This window comes from Capnocytophaga sp. oral taxon 902, from assembly GCF_013394735.1.
In the GTDB taxonomy this organism is placed as follows: domain Bacteria; phylum Bacteroidota; class Bacteroidia; order Flavobacteriales; family Flavobacteriaceae; genus Capnocytophaga; species Capnocytophaga ochracea.
On sequence record NZ_CP058261.1, the window covers coordinates 2,511,297 to 2,535,212 of the forward strand.

Below are 23,916 nucleotides of genomic sequence, written 5' to 3' on the forward strand. Positions count from 1 at the left end.
TTCTTTATTCACTTATTTTCCAATTGCTGATACCTGCTAAGCGGGTATTGTAATGACAGCTATTATAGATGAATAATATATTTATTAGGCACTGATAAAAAATAAATGTTAAAAATCTTGTGTTTTTATGGGTGAAGACCTAATTTTGCCTTGCAGAAAGAAGTTTTTTTAAGGCTTAATAATGATGTGGGATTTTAAACGAACAGTAAATGTATTTACTCTAATACTACTACTTATACTCTTTTCTTCAACAGAGATTCTTAAAGCACAGCAACTAAAAACTGTAATTTCAGAGAATATAAAATTTACTACTTCTAGTTTTCAAGAAGGTACTTATATTTCCGTGAGAATTATTTTTCCTAAAGATAAAGAAAAGATAGATGTAAGATTTACTTTTCCTGAAGGAATTGAATATGCGGGATATACTCTTGAAAAGAACAGTGCCATACGAAAAGTTACTCCCAAAGATATAAATTTACCCAATAACCCTGTGCTTACTGTACTAAGTAGACCAGGAAGTACAACACATCTTTTAGTGAAACGCAGAATTACTAAAAGAGGGTACAGCTATCTGAAAACACATCTATCTCTTCAAGATGAAGTGGGGATAATGATTGATGAGGTAACGGTTGCTACTAAAAAATCTAATGAATATTTTTTAAATACTCCTAATCTGCAAATTACGACACAAAAGGTGAAAGAGAATCCTATGAGGGATTATTCGAGAGTATTCAGTATTGAGAATAAAACCATAGAAGGAAAAAGAGTAGGTATCATAAACGATATTTATTTTTCGGTGAAACACCCATTAGGGGTTAAAACACGAAAAATGATTTACAATAAAAAAGTACTTACTCCCATAGGTAAAGTGCCACAGCATATAGGGCAAAATGGAGGAGAGGATTTGTATGTGATACGAATTTCGGAAGGATTAAAAGAGAAGGAAGGAGTTTGGATTACAGAAGAGTATACAGCGAAAGGTTGTAAAGCCAATGGAGAGGTGCGTTATGAGGCTTATTGGGGAGAAAATCCTTTGGAATTATATGAAGTGAGTAGTGCTGTTCAATCGATTACAATGCAGGTGGCAACTGATGAAAAACCTAATGTTATTTTAAATCGACAGAGTACAGCAACTTATTTTAAATGGAGTGAAGGCTTCTGTGGAAATACTTTGGGAATGTTTACTGCACAATACATTAATAAAGGGAATGCAACGGCTTATGACCTTCAACTGACCCTTTATGAAGAAGAGGATTTGGTGAAATTTAAGGCTTATAAACCCACGAATTTCCGTATTATAGATAGTGAGAAAAAAGAAATCATTATCCCTGATAAAGCCATACAAATGCCTGATGGTGTGTTAGGAAAACGCATCATTAGCTTTGCTGAATTAGAAAGTTTTAAGGATTTAGCATTAGGACAAAGCAATATAGGTCTTACTGATGAAGATGGTGACGGGATAAGAGATGATTTGGCACCAGAAGAAAAGTTAGAAATACGTTTTGATTTAGTTAGAAATGATAATATTCCCTGTTTATCATCTACCGAAGGGATATTTGCAGTAAGTATTATTGCTGAGCTTTCTTACCATAACTTGTGTGGTATTTCTTTTCATAAACAAGAGTCATTAAGTGACCATACTTTTAAACGAAAAATAAAAGATGTGAAGGACACTTCAAAATTTCCTACCTTATTAGCACTTAACCAACCTATATCGGCTTCAATATCTTTTACTGCTTCTGTAACTACACAAGACAATATTCAACAATTACAATCACATCACAAAGAAATAGCAGAAAGGAAGTATCGTTATGAGCTGTTGTTACCCGAAGGAATGGCAATGATGAATATAAAGTTTTATAAAGCCGATGCTTATGGGGGTTCGGTAGCATCTGCAATAACTCTGCCTGATGTCCCTTCGGGAGGAACATTCAGTTATACCACAGCAGATGAGGTTTGGGGATATATCACTTTTGATATGATTTTAACAACCTGTAAGGCAAACAAGGTTTCTTTGCAATATTCAATTTGGCAAATGGATAAGAATAGGTATAATACTTATTGCAAAATACCCTATATTTGTACACAAAGGGCGATAGTTGCCAAGTGTCCTGATGTGTGCTTTGAGAATGCCCCTAAAACACTTTCAACAACAATAGAAAGGGCTGAAAATTCATATGGTTGGACAGATTATACAATGATCCAACGGCAAAAGCGCGCTAAACTGAGACAAGAAGACTGCAAGCGAGCTCTTTACTTAGACGATATTGAAATAATATCGGAGGGGGAACAATTAGGGGGCTCTACTAAGAATCTTTATTATTATGTGCAGGTACCTAAAACAGTGGTATTATTGCCTAAACAGGTTAGTTTAAAGATAGGAGAGCATCTCATAACATTGGTTGCCAAGCAGGGTGTCCTTCGCCAGACCACCGATGATAAAAATAATTATTTCTTATGGAATTTAACAGAGGCATTACCTTCTCGAGGAGTTTTAGCAGATGAGAAATTTACTGCCGTTGCTACTTATCGAGTGGAGAGTTGTACTGCCGAAGATGTTACTTCAACCTCTCAATTAAAAGAAGAGATAGGTTCTTTTTTCTATAGAGTTGATAAAACAAAAGAACAAAACATAAATGAAAGAGGTTATCATACGGAGCAATTACATTGTGGAGAAGAGAGTAAAAGTGTATTTTATATTGTAAATATACCTGATGAAGATGTTCATTCTTGCTATAAGATGAAAGATTGTATGTTATTTCCTCTACGAAATAAGACAGAGAGTAGTGTTATTCAGCAGACTACCGATAGAATATTCAAAGATGAATATCGTCCTAGGAGGCTTGTAAAGATTATAGAGATAAAAGTGCCTAAGGGTTATGATTTGGTAAAGCCGGTGGCGTATCATTATTTAGAAAATACGGCAACTAATGTAGTGTATATTCCGTTAGAAAGCTTTACAACGAATGAAAATAAGGATTTTAAAGTGTATACTTATACTAACCCTATGAAAGGAACGGAGGGGTATTTACCTCCAGAAATTATTTCGGGACAAAATGATGAGACTCAGTATATAGAAGTTTTTATACAGCCTACTTGTAAAGCAAAAGTATGTACAAGCGAAGAAGAAGCCTTTAACCATAATCAATTAGTAATTATGGGGGTAACCTATGAAGGTTTTTATTATCATTATGCTAATAGTGGAGAGACAAAGATTACGAAACAGAATACATCGAATACTTTGCTTTATGGGGACAGCGCTCTATTACTTTGCAGTCTATCACCCCTCAGAATATGAAAATACATAACACGACCTTTTTTATAGACTTTAGGTTACAAAATTTGAATAGGGAGCCCATAGATAATATTTGGCTTATGCTCCGCAATATACAAGGTATAGAAGTATTGAGATTGTTAGCAGTAGACCCTATTAAACAGAAAGAGCAAAGAGTTATCACAGCCCAAGATGTGCAAGGGAAGAAGTATTATTCTTTAAGTGAGTTACGAGCCTATGCAGATATGGTTTATCGATTGGAATACCGAGTGACTAACTTCGATATGACACATTTTACCGTTGAGGTTTATGCAGGCAGGAATTGTAATGATAATTTAATGGAATGCAATATGCAACAACTTGTGTATAATGTAGAAAATGAAAAAGGAGTAACACCTGATATTGTTGTTGTAACACAACCTGAGAGTCAAGTGTTATGCAATGGAGAAAGAGCTGTATTTACTTCTGAGGCTAAACTTATCTCAGCAAGTGCTACGGGAAAAAACATCGACTATCAGTGGCAAGAATTAACTAATAAAAGCACCCAATGGAAGGATATAGATACAGAAAAGGGTTCTGTTAGAAGTGGAAATAAAGTAACCTTAGTTTTTGAAGCTGTCAATGCTGACTTAAACGGGAATAAGTATAGGGTGAAATATAGTTATACAGATGTAAAAACTGCTACCGTTCAGTACTCTGAGGAAGCAATATTGAAGGTGAATTATTTAACTATCGAACAACAACCTACCTCAGGTGTTTATATTCAGAAAGCTTTACCATCGCCTTTATATGTAATAGTGAAGGGTACCACTACACCTGTGTATCAGTGGTATGAGAGTACTATGAATACAAATATCGGTGGTAAGGCAATAGATTCTCGCGCGAATAGTTATATACCTTCAACTGAAACAGTAGGGGAGAGGTATTATTATGTGACTATAACCGATAGATGTGGCACTGTAACGAGTTCAGTAGCCAAAATAGAGGTAAAAGCAGATACTTTTACAACAACAAGTGAATTGAAAAGAATTACTGTTTACAATGGTTTGTCAGCAAACGGAGATGGAAAGAATGATTATTTTTATATCAGAGGAATAGAGCATTACCCCAATAATAGAGTTAAGGTATACAATCGGGCAGGTGAAAAAGTGTTTGATATAAAAGGATATAATAATACTTCTCGCGTATTAAAAGGAGATAAAATGCCCTTAGGAACTTACTACTATGTGTTAGAATATTACGATGCTCAACGAAAAAAAACACAAATAGGGTGGCTGTATATACAAAAATAATAAGGGTATAGATATAAAATATTGTGTAAAAAGTGGTAGAAATGTAAAAAAGTTGTACTTTTGCCAAAATAAAAGTTAGTTAGATTTACTATCTACCTGATTAACAGTAATGAAGAAAAATAGTTAAGTAATACACAGTTTAAAAATGATTAAAAAAGCGTTTATTTTAGTATTAACAATGTTTAGTGTAGGGGTATATGGACAACAAGAGTCGCAATATACCCAGTATATGTACAACACTATGATGTTTAACCCAGCTTATACAGGCTCGAGAGAGGTAGGCAGTTTCTTTGGTATGTTTCGTACCCAATGGGTAGGCATCAAAGGAGCCCCTACTAATGGAAGCATTAGTTATCATCAACCAATGGAGAGCTTACGCAATGTAGGTTTGGGAGGAAGTATTTTTAGAGAGAGTATAGGACCTCAAAATCAAACGGATTTAGCGATTGATTTTTCATATACTTTGAACTTTGAGAACTCTAAATTAGCTTTTGGTATCAATGGTTCGGGTAGCTTATTTCAAATAAATTATGATGAGCTAACCAAACAAGACCAAGCAGACCCTAACTTATCGGGCAGTGAGAGCGTTTTTTCACCTAATATAGGAGCGGGTATTTATTGGTATACTGATAAGTATTATTTAGGGTTTTCAGTGCCTAATATGTTGGAAACCACTCATTACAACAAGAGTTCAGTGTCTGTGTTGAAAAATACGCAGCATATGTACTTAATCGGTGGTTATGTGTTCAACTTGTCAGAGAATACAAAATTCAAACCCGCAGTGCTTTCTAAGATAGCCTTTGGAGCACCTTTGCAATTGGACTTATCGGCAAACTTTATGTTTAATGAGAAGTTTGTGTTGGGGGCAGCTTACAGATGGTCGGCAGCAGTGAGTGTAATGGCAGGTTTTCAGATAAGTGAACGTTGGTTTGCGGGATATGCTTATGACTTTGAGACGACTGAATTATCAAAATATAACTCAGGTTCACACGAAATCTTTTTGCGTTATGAACTGCTCAAAACCTATAAGAAAATAGTGTCTCCTCGTTTCTTTTAGTTAGGAAGGAGAACAGAGAGTATAAGCCTTTATAAATTACTTAAAATTGAATTGTTGATGAGAAAATACACTTTTATAATAGCCTTATTTTGTGGAATATCTGTACTGTTTGCCCAGAATGAGAAAGAGTTGCAAAAGGCAAAGGAAATGTATAAAAACTTTGCTTATGTTGATGCTATAAAAATATATGAAAGCATTGCTAAGAAAGGATTTGTGAATCAAGATATATTAGAAAATCTTGGTAATTCATACTACTACAATGCCGAATACAAGAAAGCATTACCTTGGTACAAACAGCTATTTGAGAATAAGAAATATAAAATCAAACCTGAATATTACTATCGCTATGCGCAAGTACTAAAATCAGTAGGGAAATATGACGAAGCGAATAAGCTAATGTCTCAGTTTGCTGAGCTTACAGGTAATAATGATACGCGTGCTGTACTTTATGAAGAGAATAAGGACTATCGGGAAGTGATAGAGAGTAACTCAGGACGTTTGCAATTACACCCAGTAGCTATTAATACCGAATATTCAGAATATGGGACAGCTTTTTATGGTGATAAAATAGTTTTTGCAGCAGCTAATAGCGGTAGAGCTTCTAAAGGAGGAATTTCACAATGGACAGGAGAGAGTTTTTATGACCTGTATATAGCAGACCGCAATAAGCAAGAATTAAGTAATAAGAAACCTTTTTCATCAGCTTTAAATACAAAGTTTAATGAATCTACGGCTGTGTTTACAAAAGATGGAAAAACAGTGTATTTTACCCGTAATAACTATGTAAATAAAAAGATAGGAACGAATGGAGAAAATACTATCTTACTAAAAATACTTAAAGCAACAAAAGATGAAAATGGAGATTGGGGAAATGTGGTAGAGGTGCCATTTAATAGTAACCAATACAATGTGGCACACCCAGCCTTGAGTCCTGATGAAAAATATCTTTATTTTGCTTCAGATATGAAAGGAACCTTAGGGAGTTCGGATATCTTTCGCGTAGAGATTTTAGGAAATAATAAATACGGTAGACCCGAAAATTTAGGAGATGTTATTAATACGTCGGGACGTGAATCTTTTCCTTTTATCTCTAAGAATAATGTGTTATATTACTCATCAGATGGTTTTCCAGGATTAGGAGGTTTGGATATCTTTGCGGTAAAGTTTTATGAAGACGGAACAGTATCAAAACCTATTAATATAGGTAAGCCAGGTAATAGTGCTGATGATGATTTTTGTTTTATAATGGATAGTGACAGTAAGATAGGATTTTTAAGTTCTAACAGAGCTGGAGGAAAAGGCAAAGATGATATTTACAGCTTTTATGAAGAGAAACCTTTATCCTTTGACTGTGAGAAAATGCTGAAAGGAGTACTGAAAGATGCTAATACAAAAAGCGTTATTGTAGATGCTCTTATAGTACTATCAGATAGAACAATGAAACAGGTAGATACTCAAAGAACTAAAGAAGATGGTACTTTTGCATTCAAGAAAGTGGATTGTAAAGAATTATATTATTACCTAAGAGCTGAAAAAGATAAATATGAAACCACAGAAGTGAAAGTATTAACGGGTAAAGAAGGAGATATCTTCTACGAGTTCTTGTTAAAACCGAGAGAAATAGCTATCTCAAAGGATACTGATTTAGCTAAAGTATTTGAGATAAAAGAAATATACTTCGATTTAAACAAGTCGAACATCAGACCAGATGCAGCGGTAGAATTAGCTAAGATTGTGGAAGTGATGAAACAATATCCTAAGATGAAGATAGATATTCGTTCGCACACCGATAGCCGAGCTACAGATGCTTATAACTTAGCTTTATCTGACCGTCGGGCTAAATCAACTCTTGAATGGATAGTTAAGCAAGGTATTGACCGCAAGCGATTGAAAGCGAAAGGCTATGGAGAAACGCAATTAGTAAATGGTTGCTCAAATGGAGTGCCTTGCACTGAAGAACAACATCAAGCTAACCGCCGTAGTGAGTTTATTGTGGTAAGTATGGATTAATAGAAATATTGTAATGGAAGATTAGGAGTTATAAATTAACTCCTATTTTTCTATTTACCCAGTTGATATTACAAACCTTCTTTTTTATAATTTTTCCCTTTTATTGATTTATGAAGAAACAAATACCTTTCTATTTATTAGCCATTCTTGTAAGTACTTTCACACAAACTATTTGTGGACAAAGTGAAAAAGAAGCTTTACAGAAAGCAGCTAACTATTACAGGAACTTGGATTATGTACAGGCTATTAATGCCTATGAAAGTATTGCCCGTAAAGGAGTAGAAACCCAAGAGCTATTAGAAAATTTGGCTAATGCTTACTACTATAATGCTGATTACAAACAAGCGAATAAGTGGTATGCAAAACTCTTTGCAAATACTGATGCTAAGACAGGAAAACCTTATAATATTAATCCTGAATATTACTATCGTTATGCGCAAACTTTAAAATCAGTGGAAGATTATGAAGCCTCTGACAAAATGATGGATAAGTTTGTTGCTCTTAAAGGGAATACTGATTCGCGTGCAGTACTCTTTCAAAAAAATAGAGATTATCAGGCAGAAATTAAGCGAAATTCTCATAGGATGGTATTACACCCCTTGCAGATTAATACTAATAAATCAGAGTATGGGACAGCTTTTTATGGTAATAATATAGTATATGCTACTAGCAAAGGTGGTATTTTAAAGAAGCGTGCAGATTGGACAGGAGATAATTTTTATAGTTTGTATGAGGCAACTACCGATAGCTTGCAAGTTTTTAAGAAAGGAAAGCTCAATGGTATCAATACTAAGTTTAACGAATCGACAGCTGCGTTTAGCAAAGATGGAAACACGATTTATTTTACTCGTAATAACTTTATCCATAATGAAGTAAAGACTAATGGGGACGAAACAGTATTGTTGAAAATATTTAAAGCTACCAAAAATAAGAGCGGTAAGTGGGAAGATGTAAAAGAAATGCCTTTTAATAGTAATATTCATAGTGTAGCTCACCCTGCTTTAAGTCCTGATGGCAAATATATTTATTTTGCATCGGATATGAAAGGCACTATTGGAGCATCGGATATTTATCGTGCTAAAATACTGAAAAACGGTTATGGGAAACCAGAGAATTTAGGAGCACTTATCAATACACAAGGTAGAGAGTCTTTCCCATTTGTTTCAGATGATAACATATTGTATTATTCATCAGATGGTTTTCCAGGTTTAGGTGGATTAGATATTTATGCCGTAAAATTAGATGAGGAAGGCAATCCTATTTCTAAACCTGTGAATGTAGGTCGCCCTGCCAATAGTGCTGAAGATGATTTCTGTTATGTAATTAACACTCATACTAAAATAGGTTATCTTACTTCGAACAGACCAGGAGGTAAAGGGAGTGATGATATTTATAGTTTTTATGAGGAAGCCCCAGTACAGTTCTCGTGCAAACAAGTCATTAATGGGATTGTTAAAAATGCAAAAAGTTTAGAAGTAATAGCAGATGCTAAAATTACTTTATTAGATAAGTCATTGAAGTTAATAGAAGAACAAATCTCGGATAAGGGGGGACTTTTAATTTTCTTTATACTTCCAATTGCAAAGATGAACAGCTAATAATTAAAACAATAAAGGAAGGTTTTTCTTCTGATGAGCAAAATATTACTTTAACAGGATTAAAAGACACATATGCTGAAGTATTGTTATCTCCTATTGTTGAGAAGAAACCTATAAAAATAGGAGATGATTTATCAAAGGAATTAAAAATAGATAATATATACTTCGACTATGATAAAGCTAATATTCGTCCTGATGCAGCTGAACAGTTGGCTAAAATAGTAAAAGTAATGGAAGAATACCCTACTATGAAAATAGATGTGCGCTTACATACTGATAGTAGAGGTTCTGATAGCTATAACTTAGCATTGTCACAAAGACGTGCAAAATCAACTATTAAGTGGCTTATAGCTCACGGTATTCACAAAGATAGGATTACGGGTAAGGGATATGGAGAAACGCAATTAGTAAATGGTTGCTCAAATGGAGTACCCTGTACTGAAGAACAGCATCAAGCAAACCGTCGTAGTGAATTTATTATTATATCAATGTAAGAAAAGAATATTTCTATAAAATAGGAGGGAGGTTATCATTTTGATACCTCCCTTTTTTTATTCTTTATAATGTTGCTTCAAAGATTTCTTTAAAATGAGTAAGGATACGTTGTTTTACCTCTTGAGTATCCACCTTATCTTTTGCTAATTCCACATTTAGAGACGTTACTGCTTTACCGCGAATACCACAAGGGATGATATTATCAAAATAGCCTAAATCAGTATTTACATTTAGGGCAAAACCGTGCATTGTTACCCAACGAGAACAACGGACTCCCATTGCGCAAATTTTGCGAGCAAAAGGCGTTCCTACATCAAGCCAAACCCCTGTCTCACCTTCACTGCGTTCGCCTTTGAGACCATAATCGGAAAGAGTACGGATAATTACTTCTTCTAAAGAACGCAAATATTTGTGGATATCAGTAAAAAAGTTTTCTAAATCTAAGATAGGATATCCCACAATCTGTCCAGGTCCGTGATAGGTGATATCTCCACCACGATTGATTTTGTAAAAAGTAGCCCCTTTATTTTTTAGTCCTTCTTCATCAATGAGCAGATTCTCTATATGACCGCTTTTGCCAAGTGTATATACGTGAGGGTGTTCTACAAAAAGGAAATAATTAGTAGTAGGCAAGGTTGTGCCATTAGCTTTGTTATTTGTTTTTTGCGTGACTATTTTTTCAAACAGCGACTCTTGGTAGTCCCACGTTTCTTTGTAGTCTTTATTACCTAAATCCTTAACGATTACTTGTTTGTTCATAAATAGTTTGAATATTACCCTGACGGATATCTCCAGTATTGTAACCTTTGGTAAACCAATATTTGCGTTGTTCAGAAGTACCGTGAGTGAAAGAATCAGGTACTACGTGTCCTTGCATACGTTTTTGTATAGCATCATCACCTACAGCGTTAGCCGCACTAAGAGCTTCGTCAATATCGTCGGCATCTAAATATTTTTGGTTGTGATGAGCCCATACTCCCGCATAGAAATCGGCTTGTAATTCTTGTGCTACCGACCATTTATTGGCAGCTGCTTTGGAGAGCCCTTGTTGTTTTTGGCGTACTTGTTGCGAAGTGCCTAAAAGCGTTTGGATATGATGCCCTACCTCGTGTGCCATTACGTAGGCAATAGCAAAATCGCCACCTTTAGCTCCGAAGCGTGTTTTGAGTTCTTCAAAGAAATCCATATCCATATAGAGCTTTTGGTCAGCAGGACAATAGAATGGACCTACTGCAGAAGAGGCAGTTCCACAGCCTGTATTTACATTAGCGGTAAAGAGTACCAAGGTAGGTTTCTTATAGGTTCCTAAACCATTTTGAGCAAATATTTTATCCCATACATCTTCGGTATCGGCGAGTACTGTAGCGGTAAATTCACCTATTTTCTTTTGTTCGGCAGTGAGTTCCACGCGTTCTACCGCTTGTTGAGTTTGGTTACCACCTGCTACTTGACTTACTACAGAGGCTACTTGTTGTCCTGTTTCGCCTCCAAAAAGTTGTAACAATACTACGATGATACCTACGATACCACCGCCTGCTATAAGACCACCTTTAGCACTTATTCCGCGACGGTCGTCTACATTGCTACTTTGTCTTCTTCCTTCCCATTTCATAGTTTATCTTGTTATATTTTGGTGCAAAGATACATCTTTTCTCAATATGTACAATATCCGTTTACAATAAATGAATTCCGTTCTTATCGCATAACTGAACCATATCATCTGTCCATATGGATGCTTGTACTTCACCGATATGAGCTTTTTGCAAGAGTAGCATACAGATACGAGATTGACCGATACCTCCCCCAATAGTTAAGGGTAATTCACCGCGTAATAGCATCTGATGATATTCTAACTTCTCACGTTCTTCTGATTTTGAAGCTTTCAGTTGAGAATGTAGAGAGGCTTCGTTTACTCGAATACCCATTGAAGAAAGTTCTAAAGCGCTGTTTAGTACAGGATTCCAAATAATAAGGTCGCCATTGAGTTCCCAATCGTCATAATCGGGGGCTCTATTGTCGTGTTTTTTTCCTGAAAGAAGTGTTTTGCCTATTTGAGTAATAAAAACGGCTCCTTTTTCTTTGGTGAAATTATGTTCACGTTCAGAAGGTGATAAGTTAGGATACATATCTTCTAATTCTTGTGAACTTATAAATGTTACTTCACGAGGTAGGAAAGCTCTACACTTGTTATATTCTTTTACTAAAAGCGCTTCTGTTTCAAGAAAGGCACTATATAGCTGTTTTACGGTTTGTTTGAGATAAGATAAAGTGCGCTGAGAGGGAGTTATCACTTTTTCCCAATCCCATTGGTCTACATAAATAGAATGGGTATTATCTAATTCTTCATCTCTACGGATAGCATTCATATCAGTATAAATGCCTTCGCCTGCTGTAATACCATAACGTTTCAGGGCTAAACGTTTCCATTTAGCAAGCGAATGGATAATTTCTATCACTTCACCTTTGTAATCTTTCATTTCGAAGCTAACAGGGCGTTCTATTCCGTTGAGGTTATCATTAAGGCCTGTGGAACGTTTCACAAATAAAGGAGCCGAAATACGTGTGAGGTTTAAAGCACGCGCCAAAGCCTGCTCAAAAGAGTCTTTGATTAGTTTTATAGCTCGCTCGGTATCCATTATTCCGTAGGGAGTTGAGTAGTTTTTAGGGATAATAATAGTCATAATCAGACGATAATAAGCTGTTTGTTAATTTAGTAGCTTGCTTTGAGTTAATAGCATTAGGTCTCGTACTGTTTTGGTAGTTATAGGGTGTTCATCGGCGCGAACATCATAACCATTCATTTCGCCTATATTCCATAAACCTATACCATCGGGGAAGGATTGAGAGTCTTTAATTTTGGAGGCAATCTTTTCAAACCATTGAGCTCTTTCGGCATCATTTCCTTTGTATTCTTTTCCTGTTTCCTCAATGACCAAAGGTTTACCAATGCTATGGCAAAAGGCAACTAATTGGGGAATGCTATTAATAGCGTCGTCGTCGTATACGTGTATGGTAGGAATATCAATCTCGGGTAATGACCATATTTCTTTAAAACCTAAATCGGCATCAGTACCCCAGCCGTCTTTGCCTTGATGAAGAAACCCACCTGCTGAAATAGGGCGAGTTACTCCCATTCTCTTTAACTGAAGGGCTAACCGTTTATAGAAGGCAATGAGATTAGCTTTATTTCCTGCTTTCTCTATTGGATTGTCGCTGTATTTACTAAAAGGCTCGCCTGCTATGGCTATGAAAGCAAGGTGGGGGTCGTTTTTATAAGTATATCCTTTTATTGGGGTTCTGTTTAAAACAGCTTCTAAATACGGAGTCCAATCGGTAGAAGGTGAATAAGGATTGATACCTTCTTTTATGAGTTGATTTCGTATGTAGGATAAATCTAAAACATAAGTCATACCGCTGGCGACTATTTTGGCTACTTTCTTATCCATTTCGTCAAACTTATGTTCAGGGTCACTGGTTAAATCTTGCAAATGACCTTTATCTTTTTGTATCATATCAGTCAATCGCATACAATTAATACCCATAGCTTTAGCATTAGCAATCCATTTATCGACATTAGGAGCTCCATAAGCAGTAGCAATTCTTAATCCTGCTCCTGTTTTTGGTTCTTTGTTTTCAGGATTTGATTTTTCGTCTTTACAAGCGATTAGTAAAACGAAAAATAGGAGTAAGTATCTTCCTTTCATATTGTGTAAGTTTTTTTAATTTTAAAATCAAAGAAACTACACTTTGCTAAACTTGCTGTTTAACAAAGTGTAGAAGCTATGAAAATTAATGAAAAAAGTATTTTATTTTTCGATAATAATAAATTCTACGCGTTTATTGGCTTGGTGTTCTTCTTCGCTACAAGGCACTCCGTTTTCGCAACCATTTACCAATTGCGTTTCGCCATAACCTTTGGCAGTTAATCGGTTAGGAGAAATACCTTTGCTTACAAGCCATTGATAGATAGATTGTGCTTGAGTTTCGGTGAGGTTCATATTGTAACCGTCTTCTCCTCGGCTATCGGTGTGCACTTTAATTGCTATCTTTACAGTAGGATTGGCTTCCAAAAAAGCCACAATTTTAGCTAATTGCACAGAGGCGTCATATCGGATATTGGTTCTTCCGTAGTTAAAATGAATATTATCAATGGCAAAAACAGGGGCTAAATCATCGCCCTCGTTAAGGCTTATTGTGTGAGGGGCTAATGATATTGTTTTTTTGAGAGTGTTATTGTTCTCAAAAACGATAGGAACATCGGCAATATCATAATCTTTTTTTACGATTTCCACAAAGCCATTTTGGAAGTTACAGTTCAGTTTTTTGGTAGTAAAAGAGCCTTTACTATCAGTTGTATTGCTGGAAAGAGCTCCCATAGCACTATCGAATATATAAACTTGAGCACCAGAAATTTTGGCACCTGTTTCGGCATCGGTTACAGTGCCTATAATTTCACGAGAGCAATCTGGTGTAGGGTTAGTTTGAGGAGCGTCACTTTTTTTTGTGAGTACCTCGAAAAGGTTAAATTGTTTTTTAGCTTCATCTTTTTTACCTAAGGCTTGCAATACCACTGCATAGCGGTAACGGTTGATAGGTTGAGGAGAGTAGTTGCCGTCTTTCATCAGTTTTTCATACCAATAGAATGCCTTAGGATAATCTTTACTAGCATAGTAATAATCGCCTAATCGTTCTACAACTTCTTGTATTTCATATCCTCTATCTACTACTGTGTTATAAATTTCGACAGGAGATACTTTTATTTGTGAAAAACCTAAGAAGCAACCTCCTAAGAATAGGGCAAATAGAACTTTTATCTTCATATTTTTCATTTCAAATTAAGGCACAAATGTACAAAAACTTCTTAAAAGTTGTACAGTTTTCCTTTTTAATTTAACATTTTTAACAATTTCTCTCTTAGTTAGAGTTAGGTAACTTATACCTTATTTCTACCTTTACAAAATTAGTGCCAATTTTTTTGATTAGCAAATTAGGTGTAAGCTGTACGGGCAGTTGTGGCATAATGGACAGTGCGAGCTACGCAGGTGATTAAGTTAGCAAGCTGAGAGAATTGGATTATCGAAAGATTTCGGAGAGGTTCGGAAGGAGTAAATTGGCTAAAAAGTGAAAAATAGAGGGTAAATGGGTATGCTTAGCTTATAGGGAGCTTATAGGAAGCTTGAACGAATCTTGGAAGATTGGTATAGAAAGGGTGTATAAGTAGTTGATGGTGAATGGTTAAAAGTGAAGGATGAAAAGAGGTTTTGGCGAAAGAAAAGTGATGAAAAACGAAAGCGACCTGCTTTCTGGGAGAGATTGTAGCAACGCAAAAGTGATTGAAAAGTACTACTTTGTTATATTGAACTGATGTTAAAATATAAAAGGTCTATACGATTCATTTTCTGTATTATTTTGTTACTTATTATTCATCATTTGTAATTCATAATTATTTTCTACCTTTGCACCCTCATAACATTATAATGGACATTCAATTCAATACAAACGAAGATTACAATAAATTAGCCCTTAGTCAGTTGCGCAAACGCTTGAAAAAAGTAAAAGAAGGCGGGGGCAAAAAGAACCTCGAAAAGCTTCACAGCCAAGGTAAACTTTCGGCTCGTGAACGCATAGAGTATCTGTTAGACAATGATAAACCCCAAATAGAAATAGGCGCTTTTGCCGGTGAGGGAATGTACGAAGAACACGGCGGTTGCCCCTCGGCTGGTGTAGTGGTGGTGATAGGCTATGTAGCTGGTAGACAATGCGTAGTAGTAGCTAATGACGCTACTGTAAAGGCGGGAGCGTGGTTTCCTATTACTGCCAAAAAGAACCTACGCGCTCAAGAAATTGCGATGGAGAACCGATTACCTATCATCTATTTGGTGGATAGTGCAGGGGTGTACTTGCCTTTGCAGGACGAGATTTTTCCCGATAAGGAACACTTTGGTCGCATTTTTCGCAACAACGCCCTGATGAGTAGTATGGGCATCACCCAAATAGCCGTAGTAATGGGCAGTTGTGTGGCGGGTGGAGCTTACCTACCAATAATGAGCGATGAGGCACTGATAGTAGATAAAACGGGCAGTATCTTCCTAGCAGGTAGCTATTTAGTGAAGGCAGCGATAGGCGAAAACATCGACAATGAAACCTTAGGTGGAGCCACTACCCATTGCGAAATTAGCGGGGTAACCGACTACAAGGCAACCGATGATAAAGACGCTCTCGACCGTGTACGCCGTACAATGGCTAAACTCGCCGATACCGAAAAAGCGGGCTTTAACCGCATTGAAGCTCATAAACCGCTGAAAGACCCTAACGAAATTTACGGTATCTTGCCTAAATTGCGCACAGAGCCTTATGATATGAAGGAAATTATCCTTCGATTGGTAGACAATTCAGAATTTGACGAATATAAAGAAGGGTACGGACAAACCATTCTCACGGGCTATGCGCGTATTGAGGGTTGGGCAGTAGGCATTGTTGCCAACCAGCGCAAAGTGGTAAAAACTAAGAAAGGGGAAATGCAGTTTGGAGGAGTAATCTACTCGGATAGTGCCGACAAGGCGACCCGCTTTATAGCCAATTGCAACCAAAAGAAAATTCCCTTGCTCTTTTTGCAAGATGTTACGGGCTTTATGGTAGGATCCAAATCAGAGCACGGAGGGATTATCAAAGATGGGGCTAAACTCGTGAATGCGGTTGCTAATTCGGTAGTGCCTAAATTTACGGTCGTGATAGGCAACTCGTATGGGGCTGGTAACTACGCAATGTGCGGTAAGGCTTACGACCCGCGTCTTATCGTATCGTGGCACAGTGGAAACATTTCGGTAATGGGAGGCACGCAAGCTGCTAAAGTACTCTTGCAGATAGAAACTGCCAACCTAAGGAAAAAAGGAGAGGAACTTACCCCTGAAAAAGAAGCCGTGCTTTTTGCTCATATCAAAGAGCAATACGACGAGCAGATATCACCCTACTACGCCGCTGCTCGCCTTTGGACTGATGCCATTATCGACCCATTAGAAACTCGCCAATGGATAGCAATGGGTATAGAAGCCGCTAATAATGCCCCTATTGAAAGAGCGTTTAATTTGGGTGTGATACAAGTATAAAATAGATAAACAATAAAAAATCCCTTAAAGTAACATCATACTTTAAGGGATTTTTTCTATCTAATTGTTATTTGTTTAATCAAATAAAGTGCCTTGCCTCGCAGGATTCACTCTACCTAAGTGTTTATAAGCTAAATCGGTTACTTCGCGTCCGCGAGGAGTACGCACGATGAATCCTTCTTGAATGAGGAAAGGTTCATACACCTCTTCAATAGTTTCAGCACTTTCGGAAACGGCAGTCGCCAAAGTGGTAATTCCCACAGGCCCTCCTTTGAACTTATCAATAAGAGTTGAAAGAATTTTGTTGTCCATTTCGTCTAATCCGTGAGCATCTACATTTAAGGCTTTGAGTCCGAAGCGGGTAATAGCAATATTTATTTCACCATTGCCTTTTATCTGAGCAAAGTCACGAATACGGCGCAAGAGAGCATTCGCAATACGCGGGGTACCTCTACTTCTGCTCGCTAATTCTATAGCAGCTTCCATAGAAATTGGTACTTTAAGGATAGAAGCACTGCGCTGAACGATATCTGCCAAAAGTTCGGTAGAATAATACTGTAATCGACTTTGAATACCAAAACGTGCACGCATAGGAGCTGTAAGTAGCCCTGAACGGGTAGTCGCCCCTATAAGCGTAAATGGATTGAGATTGATTTGTACGGTGCGGGCGTTAGGGCCTGACTCTATCATTATATCAATCTTGTAGTCCTCCATAGCTGAGTAAAGATACTCTTCGACTACTGGGCTCAAGCGGTGTATCTCGTCGATGAAAAGTACATCACGCTCTTGCAAATTAGTGAGTAATCCTGCCAAATCACCAGGTTTATCAAGCACAGGGCCTGAAGTAATTTTGATACCTACGCCCAATTCGTTAGCTAAAATATGAGCGAGAGTTGTCTTTCCAAGTCCAGGAGGTCCGTGAAAAAGGGTATGGTCGAGTGCTTCGTGACGCATATTAGCAGCTTTTACGAATACTTTTAGGTTTTCTAAAACTGCTTCTTGCCCTGCAAAATCATCAAACGACAAAGGGCGCAAGGCTCTTTCTATATCGAGTTCTTGCGCCGAATAATTTTCTTTATTTGGGTCTAAGTTTTTATTCAAGCTTTTAGGATTTAGGTAATATGAGTTAGGAGATTGAATCACTTCATATTGCGAAGGTTGATTACTTCTTGCTGAGTGAGACGACGCCAATGACCACGAGGTAAATCTTTTTTAGTAAGCCCAGCAAATACTACACGGTCGAGTTTTTCTACTTGATAGCCCAAGTGTTCAAAAATACGACGTACAATACGATTGCGACCACTGTGAATTTTGATGCCTATTTCATTCTTAGGTTTGTCGTTCACATAGCTGATTTCATCTACTTCAATAAGACCATCTTCTAACTCTAATCCGTCTTGTACCTTCATAAAGTCTTTGTAGTCGAGTTTGCGGTCGAGAATTACGTGGTATATTTTGCGCACACCGTGAGTGGGGTGAGTGAGTTTTTTGGTAAGCTCTCCATCATTGGTAAGCAATAACAACCCTGTAGTAGCTCTGTCTAAACGACCTACAGGCAAGATGCGTACATTAGTAGCATTTGCGACCAAATCCATTACAGTTTTGCGTCCTTTCTCATCGTTGGTAGTGGTGATAAAACCTTTGGGTTTGTTGAGCAAGATGTATTCTTTCTTTTCAGAAGAAAGGAGTTTTCCATCAAAACGCACTTCATCGGTAGGCTTTACGCGATAGCCAAGCGTGGTCATTACTTCACCATTCACCGTTACATTACCTGCCGAAATATACATATCGGCATTACGGCGTGAGCAGATACCAGCATCGGCAATATATTTGTTCAAACGCACTTCAGTTGGAGTGGTAGTAGGGTAGTCTATAGGAGCGTTGTTTTGAGGTTTGTAGATGTTGTTATAAGGTTTTTTGTTGAAAGGTTTTTTATAATTATCGTTTCGGTTATAACCTTCATTACGGTTGTAGTTGTTAGGCTTGTTATATCCCTCGTTCTTTTTGAAGTTAGGATTGTAAGATTTTCTATTTTCGGAGTTGTAACCATTGTTACTATTGTTGTAACGATTGCCACCGTTATTTTCATAACGATTACTGCTATTATTTTCATAACGGTTGCCACTGTTATTGCTGTAACTGCGTCCTTCGTTCTGTCCGTAAGTTTTCTTTTTGAATGAACTATTGCCGTTGTTGTTACGATTGTTACCGCTGTTATAAGAAGAATTGTAAGGCTTTTTCTCTGAATTCCCATTAGAGGAATAGCTATTCTTCTTGTAATTATTAAATTTTTTGTTTTCCATATAAATTAAATCTCTCTATTATGTATGCCGACGCATTACATTATGCTAAGGCTTCTGAACCTCCTACGATTTCTATAATTTCACCGGTAATAGTAGCCTGACGGGCTTTGTTGTAGGTGAGTATGAGTTCGTTCTTAAGGTCTTGAGCATTGTCGGTAGCTTTGTGCATAGCTGTCATACGAGCACCGTGCTCTGCTGCTACTGAGTCGCGTAAGGCTTTGAAAATCTCTGTTTTTAACGAACGCGGAATGAGTTCTTCTACAATCTCTTGCTTAGAAGGCTCATAAATATAATTTGTGTTTAGTTCTTTGCCTTTTGCTTTAGTAGTTATAGGCTGAATAGGCAAAAATGTTTCTTCGGTAAGAATTTGAGTAGCTGCATTCTTAAAGCTGTTGTACACCAATACTATCTGGTCATATTTACCCGAAGTGTACAATTCCATTAGTTCTTCAGCCAAAGTAGCAGCTGTAGCAAAGGTGAGCTTATCGAAAATCTCGCTGTTATGAGCTATAATATTGTCGTATTTTTTCAACACATCATTACCTTTTTTACCTATGGTGTAGAGTTGTACCTGCTTGTCTTTATAGGTAGTTTGTTCTAACTCTAACGCTTTTTTAATCACGCTGGTATTGAACGCCCCGCAGAGTCCTCTATTGGAGGTGATAGGTACCAAAAGTACTTTTTTTACCTCTCCTTTGCGCGGGTTATAAACATTCTCATCACCCAAGGCAGCACTAAGATGTTCTAATAACTGCTTGAGTTTATAAGCATAAGGTTTCATCGCTACAATAGCATCTTGAGCCTTTTTCAGTTTGGCTGCCGATACCATTTTCATCGCTGCTGTAATTTGCATCGTTGAACTTACCGATGAAATTCTGCTTCGTATTTCTTTTAAATTCGCCATTTTATCAATTAACAGTTAGCAATTTTATCATTGCTGTTAAAAAGAATACCTTTGATAAACATCTATTCCTTCTATCTTCCTTAATGAAGGTGATTTGCTATGGAATAGCTGAGAGGTTAGAATAATAAGGTTTTCCAAATCAAAACCCTGAATAGTACGTCCTAAAAGGAAAGATATGGTATATTCTTGCCAATTCTTGCCTTGTTCTTTTGCTGTATCGGATACTTTTTGCAATATATCCCACATTTCAGTTTCTGTGATATATTGGCACCAATAACACCATTTAGCCAAAGAAGCTGCTCTACACAAATCCCACGCATAAGCCGATTTTACTGCTTCTACTTGTGCTAATTCTATCTCCAAACCTTTGGCTATTTGTTTCTGTATTTTGCTAAGCTCAGGTGAGGTTTGCGTTAGCAGATGTCGGAACTGTAACGAACGTTTCTCTGCTAATAAGTCACTTATAGTTTCTTTAGCAGATGCTGTATCTGTTATTTCCCATTGTCGACGTAATCCTTTCTGATATGTTTCTAATATTTCAGTAGGTATCAGGTTTAGTAGATTTTCACCACGGTAATACGTTAGTATCGCCCCAAAAGTAAGCAATCGTATTTGTTCCTCTGTTAAAGGGTTTTGATTGATGTGCCCTATTTGTTTTTGCAAATGTTTTTTTGTATAAACTTTATTTACATAAATCTTTAGCGCAAATAAAAAGATGGCTCCAATAATTACCCATATAATAACACTCATAAGAATAAATGTTTAAAAAGATGTATTTACTATTTTGCGTATTTTTCACTCAAATCTTTCGCTACTTTTTCGAGAGTAGCTGTAATCTCATCGGTGAGTTTGCCAGCTTTTAGCTCGTCTAAAATGTCACGATGGGATACATTAAGGAACTCTAAATATTCTCTCTCAAATTCTTTTATCTTGTCCACAGGCACTTGTCTCAATAAGTTTTTAGAACCTGCATAGATAATTGCAATTTGGTTTTCTACGGGGTAAGGGTCGTTTTGTGGTTGTTTTAAGATTTCCACATTGCGCTTTCCTTTTTCGATAACCCCCATAGTAGCTGCATCGAGGTCAGAGCCGAATTTAGCGAAAGCTTCGAGTTCGCGGTATTGTGCTTGGTCTAATTTGAGGGTACCCGCTACTTTCTTCATCGATTTAATCTGTGCTGAACCTCCCACACGCGATACCGAAATACCCACGTTGATAGCTGGACGTACCCCTGAGTTGAACAAATCGGACTCCAAGAATATCTGTCCGTCAGTAATAGAAATCACGTTAGTAGGGATATAGGCTGATACGTCACCCGCTTGAGTTTCGATAATTGGCAAAGCAGTGAGAGAACCTCCCCCTTTTACGAGTGGTGCAATGCTTTCGGGTAGGTCGTTCATCTGGCGTGCGATAGTATCATCATTAATTACTTTGGCAGCGCGCTCTAATAAGCGAGAGTGCAAGTAGAACACGTCACCAGGGTAAGCCTCACGTCCAGGTGGACGGCGTAATAGAAGTGATACCTCACGGTAAGCTACCGCTTGTTTAGAAAGGTCGTCGTAGATAATAAGAGCTGGGCGACCTGTATCACGGAAGTATTCCCCAATAGCAGCTCCTGCGAAAGGTGCATATACCTGCATAGGAGCTGGATCGGAAGCATTAGCCGCTACAATGGTAGTATAAGCCAAAGCACCCGCATCTTCTAAGGTTTTAGTGATACCTGCTACGGTAGAAGCTTTCTGACCAATAGCCACATAGATACAATATACTGGTTTACCCGCATCGTAAAATTCTTTTTGGTTGAGGATAGTGTCGATACACACGGTAGTTTTACCCGTTTGTCGGTCACCAATCACTAACTCACGTTGTCCGCGACCGATAGGAATCATTGCGTCGATAGCCTTGATACCTGTTTGTAGAGGTTCGTTTACAGGCTGACGGAAGATTACCCCAGGGGCTTTGCGTTCCAACGGCATTTCGTATAGCTTGCCGGTAATAGGTCCTTTTCCATCAATAGGTTGTCCTAAGGTATTTACCACACGCCCTACAATGCCTTCACCTACATTGATAGAAGCAATAAGCCCTGTACGTTTTATGGTATCCCCTTCTTTAATATCGGTAGAGGGACCTAAGAGAGTAATCCCCACGTTGTCTTCTTCGAGGTTGAGGACAATCCCTTGTAGTCCGTTGTCAAATTTCACTAATTCACCGTATTGTGCATTCGATAGCCCGAAGATACGCGCAATACCGTCTCCCACTTGTAATACCGTTCCTACTTCTTCTAAAGAAGCATTGGCGTCGAAGTGAGCTAATTGTTCTTTTAAAATTGCTGAAATTTCAGCGGCTTTTATTTCTGCCATTTTTTCAGTTGTTATTTCTTAGTCGTTAGTTTTTAGTTGTCAGTCTTATTTATATCAATATTTAAACAATTCTTTCTCCTTACCTTTTCGTCTCTTGCTTACAGAAACAGTTTCTCTTGAAACTCTTGTTGTAATCTGCTAAGTTTATGCGCTACACTGGCGTTGTATTGCACATCATCTACACGAAGAATAAAGCCCCCAATAATATTTTTATCTATCTTGTTCTCAAGGGTAACATTTTTATTTTTAGTAAGCATCATTACCTTTTCGAGTATCTCTTTGCGGGTAGCTTCATTAAGCGGAGTTGCCGTAGTTACTACTGCTGTTTTGTTATGCTTATAATCGTTGTACAATACAACAAACTTCTCGGCTACTGCTCCGAGTATTGGCAAGCGTCGGTTCTGAATAAGCAAATCGAACAAACGTTGCGTTTCAGGAGTAACCATTGTAAATATTTCAGTAAGGACATTCTTCTTTACCGTTGTTTTCACAATAGGCGAAATGAGCATACGCTCCAAGTCCTTATTCATTTTTATTGTTTTATCTATCAAGGTCATATCAGCGAAAACCCCTTCTAATGCATTTTGTAGAAGAGCGTATTCCAAGAGTGCCTTGGCATATCTATTTGCTACTCTCAATCCGTACATAACCTATTTTAGTTTAACGTAACACCTTTTAGATAATCGTTGATGAGCGCAGTTTGTTTCTTCTCGTCTGAGAGTTCGCTCATCATCACTTTCTGAGCCATTTCAACAGAAAGAGCTGCCACTTGGTCTTTCAGCTGTGCCAAGGCTACTTTCTTCTCACTGTCAATCGCTTGTTGCGCTTGCTTGATAAGTTTTTCGCCTTCGCGTTGTGCTTCTTCTTTGGCTTCTGTTACTATTTTATCTTTAACATCTCTTGCCTCTTTCAAAATTACATCTCTCTCGGCACGTGCTTCAGCTAAAAGGCGCTCATTATCGGCTTTGAGATTTGCCATTTGTTTTTGAGCTTCTTCAGCAGCTTCCAAAGCCTTATTGATAGAGTCTTCGCGTTGTTTAACCGCATTCATTATGGGCTTCCAAGCATATTTTGCTAAGAGGAAAAGCAATATCAGAAATATGAGAGTATTCCAGAATAATAAACTTTCGGGGTGTGCTAAATTCATTTCTTTAGTTGTTATTTAGTCTTTAATAATATGATTATTTTATTCTCTTTTGTGTCCCTTTATGTAGGGATAAAAGGCAATTCATCATTAGTGGCATACGCCCTAATTTTATAAAACCGTTGTGTAACCAACCGTTGCACAACGGTTTTGTCGTCCTATTTTGCGATGAGTGCTACTACCACAGCAAAAAGGGCTACCCCTTCGATAAGTGCTGCAGCAATAATCATCACAGTTTGAATTTTTGAAGACACTTCGGGTTGGCGTGCTACTCCTTCAACAGCAGAAGCACCAATTTTACCAATACCGATTCCAGCTCCAATGGCTGCTAATCCAGCCCCAATTCCTGCTAAAACCATATATATAAAATTAA

At 37.4% G+C, this 23,916-nt stretch carries 18 protein-coding genes and 1 pseudogene; 6 read left to right on the forward strand and 13 right to left on the reverse strand.

Annotated features, from left to right (window positions below; all coding sequences use genetic code 11):
- The first annotated feature begins 181 nt into the window (after window positions 1-181).
- The 5 genes and pseudogenes from HW278_RS10770 to HW278_RS10785 all read left to right on the forward strand — a co-directional run bounded on the left by HW278_RS10770 (window position 182) and on the right by HW278_RS10785 (window position 9,725).
- Window positions 182-3,298, forward strand: a complete 3,117-nt coding sequence (locus tag HW278_RS10770; protein ID WP_255493623.1) for a gliding motility-associated C-terminal domain-containing protein — start codon at window positions 182-184, stop codon at window positions 3,296-3,298.
- 77 nt (window positions 3,299-3,375) lie between these two features.
- Window positions 3,376-4,566: a gliding motility-associated C-terminal domain-containing protein gene (locus tag HW278_RS12920; protein WP_255493624.1), complete on the forward strand. Its 1,191-nt coding sequence runs from the start codon at window positions 3,376-3,378 to the stop codon at window positions 4,564-4,566.
- A gap of 145 nt (window positions 4,567-4,711) precedes the next feature.
- The gene (locus HW278_RS10775) at window positions 4,712-5,623 is read left to right on the forward strand and encodes a type IX secretion system membrane protein PorP/SprF (RefSeq protein ID WP_178977810.1); all 912 of its coding nucleotides are present in this window, start codon (window positions 4,712-4,714) and stop codon (window positions 5,621-5,623) included.
- 57 nt (window positions 5,624-5,680) lie between these two features.
- On the forward strand, window positions 5,681-7,633 hold the full coding sequence (locus tag HW278_RS10780) for an OmpA family protein (protein WP_178977811.1): 1,953 nt from the start codon (window positions 5,681-5,683) through the stop codon (window positions 7,631-7,633).
- Window positions 7,634-7,743: 110 nt separating this feature from the next.
- Window positions 7,744-9,725 (forward strand): annotated as a pseudogene (locus HW278_RS10785) (OmpA family protein).
- Between the two features lie 64 nt (window positions 9,726-9,789).
- Here HW278_RS10785 and lipB read toward each other — a convergent pair.
- The 5 genes from lipB to HW278_RS10810 all read right to left on the reverse strand — a co-directional run bounded on the left by lipB (window position 9,790) and on the right by HW278_RS10810 (window position 14,555).
- The gene (gene lipB, locus HW278_RS10790) at window positions 9,790-10,485 is read right to left on the reverse strand and encodes a lipoyl(octanoyl) transferase LipB (protein ID WP_178977812.1); all 696 of its coding nucleotides are present in this window, start codon (window positions 10,483-10,485) and stop codon (window positions 9,790-9,792) included.
- Entirely contained in the window at window positions 10,463-11,338 is an 876-nt protein-coding gene (locus HW278_RS10795) for a neutral zinc metallopeptidase (RefSeq protein WP_009420053.1), read from the reverse strand. Before HW278_RS10795 ends, lipB begins: the two co-directional genes overlap by 23 nt.
- Before the next feature lie 61 nt (window positions 11,339-11,399).
- Entirely contained in the window at window positions 11,400-12,407 is a 1,008-nt protein-coding gene (gene asnA, locus HW278_RS10800; RefSeq protein ID WP_178977813.1) for an aspartate--ammonia ligase, read from the reverse strand.
- Window positions 12,408-12,431: 24 nt separating this feature from the next.
- A complete protein-coding gene (locus HW278_RS10805; protein ID WP_178977814.1) occupies window positions 12,432-13,430 on the reverse strand; it encodes a cellulase family glycosylhydrolase in 999 nt (332 codons plus the stop codon).
- A gap of 102 nt (window positions 13,431-13,532) precedes the next feature.
- Window positions 13,533-14,555 carry an OmpA family protein gene (locus tag HW278_RS10810; protein ID WP_178977815.1) on the reverse strand — a complete coding sequence of 341 codons (1,023 nt, stop codon included), beginning with the start codon at window positions 14,553-14,555 and terminating at the stop codon, window positions 13,533-13,535.
- A gap of 648 nt (window positions 14,556-15,203) precedes the next feature.
- Between HW278_RS10810 and HW278_RS10815 the strand changes: the two genes are divergently transcribed.
- Window positions 15,204-16,832, forward strand: coding sequence for an acyl-CoA carboxylase subunit beta (locus HW278_RS10815; protein ID WP_178977816.1), 1,629 nt, complete (start codon window positions 15,204-15,206; stop codon window positions 16,830-16,832).
- Window positions 16,833-16,907: 75 nt separating this feature from the next.
- On the opposite strand, the gene ruvB is transcribed toward HW278_RS10815, so the two are convergent.
- From ruvB to atpE, 8 genes are all read right to left on the reverse strand, one after another.
- Entirely contained in the window at window positions 16,908-17,933 is a 1,026-nt protein-coding gene (gene ruvB, locus HW278_RS10820) for a Holliday junction branch migration DNA helicase RuvB (protein WP_009418380.1), read from the reverse strand.
- Between the two features lie 38 nt (window positions 17,934-17,971).
- A complete protein-coding gene (locus HW278_RS10825; protein ID WP_178977817.1) occupies window positions 17,972-19,135 on the reverse strand; it encodes a pseudouridine synthase in 1,164 nt (387 codons plus the stop codon).
- Window positions 19,136-19,175: 40 nt separating this feature from the next.
- On the reverse strand, window positions 19,176-20,039 hold the full coding sequence (atpG, locus tag HW278_RS10830) for an ATP synthase F1 subunit gamma (RefSeq protein ID WP_178977818.1): 864 nt from the start codon (window positions 20,037-20,039) through the stop codon (window positions 19,176-19,178).
- A gap of 36 nt (window positions 20,040-20,075) precedes the next feature.
- Complete coding sequence (locus HW278_RS10835) at window positions 20,076-20,789, reverse strand: DUF1266 domain-containing protein (RefSeq protein ID WP_178977819.1); 714 nt, start codon at window positions 20,787-20,789, stop codon at window positions 20,076-20,078.
- 29 nt (window positions 20,790-20,818) lie between these two features.
- Window positions 20,819-22,399 (reverse strand): F0F1 ATP synthase subunit alpha, encoded by a 1,581-nt coding sequence (gene atpA / locus HW278_RS10840; RefSeq protein ID WP_002671460.1) that lies wholly within the window; start codon window positions 22,397-22,399, stop codon window positions 20,819-20,821.
- Between the two features lie 98 nt (window positions 22,400-22,497).
- Window positions 22,498-23,046 (reverse strand): ATP synthase F1 subunit delta, encoded by a 549-nt coding sequence (atpH, locus tag HW278_RS10845; protein ID WP_016478794.1) that lies wholly within the window; start codon window positions 23,044-23,046, stop codon window positions 22,498-22,500.
- A gap of 8 nt (window positions 23,047-23,054) precedes the next feature.
- The gene (locus HW278_RS10850; protein ID WP_002671464.1) at window positions 23,055-23,546 is read right to left on the reverse strand and encodes a F0F1 ATP synthase subunit B; all 492 of its coding nucleotides are present in this window, start codon (window positions 23,544-23,546) and stop codon (window positions 23,055-23,057) included.
- Window positions 23,547-23,701: 155 nt separating this feature from the next.
- Window positions 23,702-23,902 (reverse strand): ATP synthase F0 subunit C, encoded by a 201-nt coding sequence (atpE, locus tag HW278_RS10855; RefSeq protein WP_002671466.1) that lies wholly within the window; start codon window positions 23,900-23,902, stop codon window positions 23,702-23,704.
- Window positions 23,903-23,916 lie beyond the last annotated feature (14 nt).

Excerpts from the sequence above, each read along its gene's own strand:
- HW278_RS10770 (WP_255493623.1), top strand. The coding sequence starts at position 182 with ATGATGTGGGATTTTAAACGAACAGTAAATGTATTTACTCTAATACTA.
- HW278_RS12920 (WP_255493624.1), top strand. The coding sequence starts at position 3,376 with ATGCTCCGCAATATACAAGGTATAGAAGTATTGAGATTGTTAGCAGTA.
- HW278_RS10775 (WP_178977810.1), top strand. The coding sequence starts at position 4,712 with ATGATTAAAAAAGCGTTTATTTTAGTATTAACAATGTTTAGTGTAGGG.
- HW278_RS10780 (WP_178977811.1), top strand. The coding sequence starts at position 5,681 with ATGAGAAAATACACTTTTATAATAGCCTTATTTTGTGGAATATCTGTA.
- lipB (WP_178977812.1), bottom strand. The coding sequence starts at position 10,485 with ATGAACAAACAAGTAATCGTTAAGGATTTAGGTAATAAAGACTACAAA.
- HW278_RS10795 (WP_009420053.1), bottom strand. The coding sequence starts at position 11,338 with ATGAAATGGGAAGGAAGAAGACAAAGTAGCAATGTAGACGACCGTCGC.
- asnA (WP_178977813.1), bottom strand. The coding sequence starts at position 12,407 with ATGACTATTATTATCCCTAAAAACTACTCAACTCCCTACGGAATAATG.
- HW278_RS10805 (WP_178977814.1), bottom strand. The coding sequence starts at position 13,430 with ATGAAAGGAAGATACTTACTCCTATTTTTCGTTTTACTAATCGCTTGT.
- HW278_RS10810 (WP_178977815.1), bottom strand. The coding sequence starts at position 14,555 with ATGAAAAATATGAAGATAAAAGTTCTATTTGCCCTATTCTTAGGAGGT.
- HW278_RS10815 (WP_178977816.1), top strand. The coding sequence starts at position 15,204 with ATGGACATTCAATTCAATACAAACGAAGATTACAATAAATTAGCCCTT.
- HW278_RS10825 (WP_178977817.1), bottom strand. The coding sequence starts at position 19,135 with ATGGAAAACAAAAAATTTAATAATTACAAGAAGAATAGCTATTCCTCT.
- atpG (WP_178977818.1), bottom strand. The coding sequence starts at position 20,039 with ATGGCGAATTTAAAAGAAATACGAAGCAGAATTTCATCGGTAAGTTCA.
- HW278_RS10835 (WP_178977819.1), bottom strand. The coding sequence starts at position 20,789 with ATGAGTGTTATTATATGGGTAATTATTGGAGCCATCTTTTTATTTGCG.
- atpA (WP_002671460.1), bottom strand. The coding sequence starts at position 22,399 with ATGGCAGAAATAAAAGCCGCTGAAATTTCAGCAATTTTAAAAGAACAA.
- atpH (WP_016478794.1), bottom strand. The coding sequence starts at position 23,046 with ATGTACGGATTGAGAGTAGCAAATAGATATGCCAAGGCACTCTTGGAA.
- HW278_RS10850 (WP_002671464.1), bottom strand. The coding sequence starts at position 23,546 with ATGAATTTAGCACACCCCGAAAGTTTATTATTCTGGAATACTCTCATA.
- atpE (WP_002671466.1), bottom strand. The coding sequence starts at position 23,902 with ATGGTTTTAGCAGGAATTGGGGCTGGATTAGCAGCCATTGGAGCTGGA.